2 protein-coding genes and 1 pseudogene are annotated in these 4,901 nt (G+C 70.1%); 2 read left to right on the forward strand and 1 reads right to left on the reverse strand.

Annotation, left to right across the window (positions count from 1 at the left end):
- Positions 1-100 precede the first annotated feature (100 nt).
- Positions 101-2,062, reverse strand: coding sequence for an asparagine synthase (glutamine-hydrolyzing) (gene asnB / locus ACLQ2U_RS25580; protein WP_425753346.1), 1,962 nt, complete (start codon positions 2,060-2,062; stop codon positions 101-103).
- Between the two features lie 275 nt (positions 2,063-2,337).
- Between asnB and ACLQ2U_RS25585 the strand changes: the two genes are divergently transcribed.
- Together ACLQ2U_RS25585 and ACLQ2U_RS25590 are read left to right on the forward strand one after the other, a co-directional pair.
- Positions 2,338-3,819 (forward strand): aminopeptidase P family protein, encoded by a 1,482-nt coding sequence (locus ACLQ2U_RS25585; RefSeq protein ID WP_425753348.1) that lies wholly within the window; start codon positions 2,338-2,340, stop codon positions 3,817-3,819.
- A gap of 338 nt (positions 3,820-4,157) precedes the next feature.
- Positions 4,158-4,901 (forward strand): annotated as a pseudogene (locus ACLQ2U_RS25590) (hypothetical protein); the annotation flags it as partial.

A 4,901-nucleotide genomic window follows, 5' to 3' on the forward strand; every position in this document is an offset into this window, starting at 1 on the left:
CCGTGCTCCGCCCGCACCCCCAGCCCCCCCCCCCCGCGGGCCTCGCCGCGGCCGGCCGCCCCCCCCCCCCCTCGACCGCCGGCGGGAGCCCGCCGGACGGTCAGCGGACCATGGAGCCGACCACCGGCTTGGTGAGCAGGGCGGACTGGTTGCGCTGGATGCCCGGGTCGAGGGTCTTGGCGACGAAGATGGCGTGCCAGATGCAGAAGATCAGCACGGTCCACACCTTGCGCGAGTGGTCCGCCTCCTCCCGCTTGTGCTCGTCAAGCAGTCGCAGCGCGTACGACAGGTCGATCAGGTCGCCCGCGTCGGAGGTGGCGAGCACGTGCCGGGCCCACTCGTACATCTCGCCGCGCAGCCAGACCCGGGTCGGGGTCGGGAAGCCCAGCTTCTTCCGGTTGACGATGGCCGGCGGAACGACGCCCTGCAACGCCTGGCGCATGGCGTACTTGGTGGCGTCGGAGCGGGGCGGGAGCTTCAGGTCCACCGGGATGGTGGCCGCCACGTCGAAGACCGCCCGGTCCAGGAACGGCACCCGGACCTCCAGCGAGTGCGCCATCGAGATCCGGTCCGCCTTGACCAGGATGTCGCCGCGCAGCCAGGTGTAGAGGTCGACGTACTGCATCTTGGTGACGTCGTCCAGCTCGGTGCACTCGGCGTAGATCGGCGCGGTCACGTCCGTGTAGCGCACCGAGGGGTCGTAGCGGCGCAGCAGGTGCTGCTTCTCCTCCTCGGTGAACATCCGGGCGTTGCCGTAGTAGCGCTGCTCGATCGGGGTGGTCCCGCGCTCCAGGAAGCTCTTGCCCTTGACGCCCTGCGGGATGGCCTTGGAGACCGCCCGCAGCCCCTTCTGCACCCCGTCCGGCAGGCCGTTCACCGTGCCGAGCGAGAGCGGCTCCCGGTAGATGGTGTAGCCGCCGAAGAACTCGTCGGCGCCCTCGCCGGAGAGGACCACGGTGACGTGCTCGGCGGCCTTCTTGGCGACGAAGTAGAGCGGCACCAGGGCCGGGTCGGCCACCGGGTCGTCCAGGTGCCAGACGATCTTCGGCAGCGCGTCGATCATGTCCTGCGGCCCGATCTTGGTCGGGATGGTGGTCACGTCGAGGTGCCGGGCGGAGTCCTGGGCGACGTCGATCTCGGAGTAGCCGGGCACGTCGTACCCGACGGTGAAGGTGAGGATGTTCGGGTTGAACTCCCGGGCCAGGGCCACCACCGCGGTGGAGTCGATGCCGCTGGACAGGAACGAGCCGACCGGCACGTCCGAGCGCATGTGCATCCGGACGCTCTCCCGCAGCGTCTCAAGGATGTCGTGGTAGAGCCGCTGCTCGTCGGAGACCGGGGCGGGGCGGAACACCGGCCGGTACCACCGGCGGACGTCGATCCGGCCGCCCGGGCTCCAGGTGAGGTACTCGCCCGAGCCGATCCGGCTGACGCCCTTGTGCAGGGTGCCGGGCTCCGGCACGTACTGCAGGGTCAGGTAGTGGCTCAGGCTGGCCGTGTCGATCCCGGCGTCGCCCTGGTAGTTGGAGTGCGCGAAGGGCAGCAGCGCCTTCTTCTCCGAGGCGAGGTAGAGGCCGTCCTGGGTTTCCAGGTAGTGCAGCGGCTTGATGCCGAAGTAGTCCCGGGCGCCGAACGCGCGGCGCTCCTGCCGGTCCCAGATGACGAAGGCGAACATGCCGCGCAGCCGGGTGAGCACCTGCTCGCCCCAGTAGTGGTAGCCGGCGACGATCACCTCGCCGTCGCCGGCGGTGGCGAACTGGGCGCCGAAGTTGCGGGCCAGCTCGTCCCGCAGCTCGATGTAGTTGTAGATCTCACCGTTGAAGGTGAGCAGGTAGCGGCCGTTCGCGTAGGGCAGGGGCTCGTGGCTGGACGCCACGTCGATGATCGCCAGCCGCTTGTGCGCGAACACCCCGTCCGCGTACCGGCCGGAGGCGTCCCCGACCACCTCGACACCGGTCTCGTCCGGGCCGCGGTGGTGCAGGCATTCCAACGCCCCGGCGATGTTGTCGCGGTGAGCGGCGGCGTCACCGCGCGCGCTGAAGAAGGCCAGGAGTCCGCACATGGTGGTCATCTTTCCACGCGCGCGCAGCGGCCGTCGCGGCACCGCAGGCTCTCTCCCGCACGGCGGACGGGACAGCGCACGGACCAGCGACGACGCCGACGGTGGGGCGACGCGCGGACCGACGGCGCAGGCCCACCTCTCTGTGGGGTCGATCACACACGAATTGACAATGTCCCATGGAACAGTCGATCAACCACGAGTGGCGGACCGCCACTCCCGGCCGGTCCGGCCGAGGCGGTACCGTCGGACGAGCAACGACGCGGAGGGAGCGGACCATGGCCGAGGAACGGACGGGCGGCACGCCGGCGGACGGCACCGAATCGCACGACCCGGATTTCCCGGAGGCGTTCCTGGCCTTCATGCGGGAGGGCTGGCGGGACACCACCCTGCCGGTCGGCCCCCGCCCGGAGGTGCCCAACCACGCCAAGCGCCGGGCCGCGCTCTCCGCGGCCTTCCCGGGCGAGACGCTGGTCATCCCGACCGGCACCGAGAAGGTACGCGCCAACGACACCGACCACCCGTTCCGGCCGGGCAGCGACTTCGCGTACCTGACCGGTGACCACGACCCGGACAGCGTGCTCGTGCTCCGGCCGAACGGCTCCGGCCACGACGCCACGCTCTTCATGCGGCCCCGGTCGTCCCGGGAGACCGACGAGTTCTTCCGCAGCCGGCACGGCGAGCTGTGGGTGGGCCGGCGGCACACCGTCGCGGAGAAGTCCACCGAGCTGGGCCTGCCGACCGAGGATCTGACCGAGCTGGACGCGGCCCTCGCGGGGCTGGCGCCGGGGCGTACCCGGGTGTTGCGTGGTTTCGACGCCCGGGTGGACGCGGCCGTGCGCCCCTGGGACGGCGCCCGCGCCGAGGGCCAGCCGCCCCGCGACCGGGAGCTGGCCATCGCGATCTCCGAGCTGAAGCTGGTCAAGGACGAGTGGGAGATCGCCCAGCTCCAGGAGGCCGTCGACGCGACCGTCCGCGGCTTCGAGGACGTGGCCCGGGCACTGCCGGCGGACCGCGGGGTCTCCGAGCGGCTGCTGGAGGGGATCTTCGCGCTGCGCGCCCGGCACGACGGCAACGACGTCGGGTACGGCTCGATCGTCGGCGGCGGCGAGCACGCCACGATCCTGCACTGGGTGCACAACCACGGCGCCACCCGGCCGGGCGAGCTGCTGCTGATGGACATGGGCGTGGAGAACCGCAACCTCTACACCGCCGACGTCACCCGGGTGCTGCCGGTCGACGGCCGGTTCACCCCGCTGCAGCGCCAGGTCTACGACGCGGTGTACGCCGCCCAGCAGGCCGGCATCGACATCATCAAGCCCGGCGTGGCGTTCCGGGACGTGCACCTGACCGCGATGCGGGTGCTCGCCGAGGCGCTGAAGGACCTCGGGCTGCTGCCGGTGAGCGTGGACGAGGCGATGGACCCGGCCTCGACGGTCTACCGGCGGTGGACCCTGCACGGCACCAGCCACATGCTCGGCATCGACGTGCACGACTGTGCGAACGCCCGCAAGGAGAACTACCGCGACGGCGCGCTCGGCGAGGGTTACGTGCTGACCGTCGAGCCGGGCCTCTACTTCCAGCCCGAGGACGAGCTCGTCCCGGAGGAGCTGCGCGGCATCGGCGTCCGGATCGAGGACGACATCCTGGTCACCGCGACCGGCTCGGTGAACCTCTCGGCCGGCCTGCCGCGCCGCTCCGACGAGGTGGAGACCTGGCTGGCCGAGCAGCGCGAGGCCGGACCGCGCCTGCCGGGCTGACCCGGGCGTACGACCACAGCGGCGGGCCCCGCCGCCGGCGTCTGCGACGTTTTCCGTCGTTTCGACACCGGTAGCGGGGTCCGTCGGCGTTTGCGCGCTCAGCACCCTTCCGGACCACCTGCGCGCCGGATAACCCTGTCGCCCGATCTGGGGTAAATGCGGGGGTTTCTCGGATAAGTCCGCGTCGCGAGGATCCTTCTCATATCGTGATGATCAGAGGCTGCAAACCGATTTGTAGCTGGTCGCCCCACCTTGGGCGGTGCGACCCGTCTGATAGCACGAAAGGGCGGAAGGCTCTGATGTCCAACGACGTAACGACTTCCGACGGCGGGGCCCCGATGACCCCACCGACGAGCAGGCGGCGGGCGCTCTGGGTCGCCACCGGCGTGGCCGGGCTGACCGGCGTCGTCGGGCTGGCGGCGCTGGGCGGCCTCGCCGCTCGTGACAACAAGTCCGACAAGACGGACCGCGTGTCGGACACGCAGGCCGCCACGGCCCAGCAGAAGGTCAGCGACGACCGCAGAGACCTGGACGACGAGGGCAAGGACCGGGACAAGGACAAGGGCAAGGACCGGGACAAGGACAAGGACGAGCGCGATGTTCGGGAGGTGGACTGTGACGACGATGATCTGATCGAGGCCCTCGAACTGGCCAACCGGGATGAGGGTGGCACGCTGAAGCTGGCCCGCGACTGCACCTATGAGCTGGACGAGTTCGACAAGAAGTCCGAGGCGGGCCTGCCCACGATCAAGGAAGAGATCAAGATCGAGGGTAATGGCTCGACGATCAAGCGGGACTCCAGGGACGGCTTCCGGATCTTCCGGGTCGCCGATGGTGGTGACCTGACCCTGAAGGACGTCGCCGTCAAGAACGGCGCCGCCGCCGAGCGCGACCGCAAGGACGACAAGGACGGCCACGACAAGGACGGCAAGCACGACAAGGACGGCAAGGACCACAAGGACAGCAAGGACTACAAGGACAGCAAGGACAGCAAGGACAGCAAGGACAGCAAGGAGCACGGCAAGGACGGCAAGGAGCACGACAAGCACGGCAAGCACGACAAGCACGGCAAGGACGGCAAG

Origin of the sequence: Micromonospora sp. DT47, assembly GCF_049844475.1 — a bacterium.
In the GTDB taxonomy this organism is placed as follows: Bacteria; Actinomycetota; Actinomycetes; order Mycobacteriales; family Micromonosporaceae; genus Micromonospora.

Coding starts and splice junctions, on each gene's coding strand:
- asnB (WP_425753346.1), bottom strand. CDS start 2,062: ATGTGCGGACTCCTGGCCTTCTTCAGCGCGCGCGGTGACGCCGCCGCT.
- ACLQ2U_RS25585 (WP_425753348.1), top strand. CDS start 2,338: ATGGCCGAGGAACGGACGGGCGGCACGCCGGCGGACGGCACCGAATCG.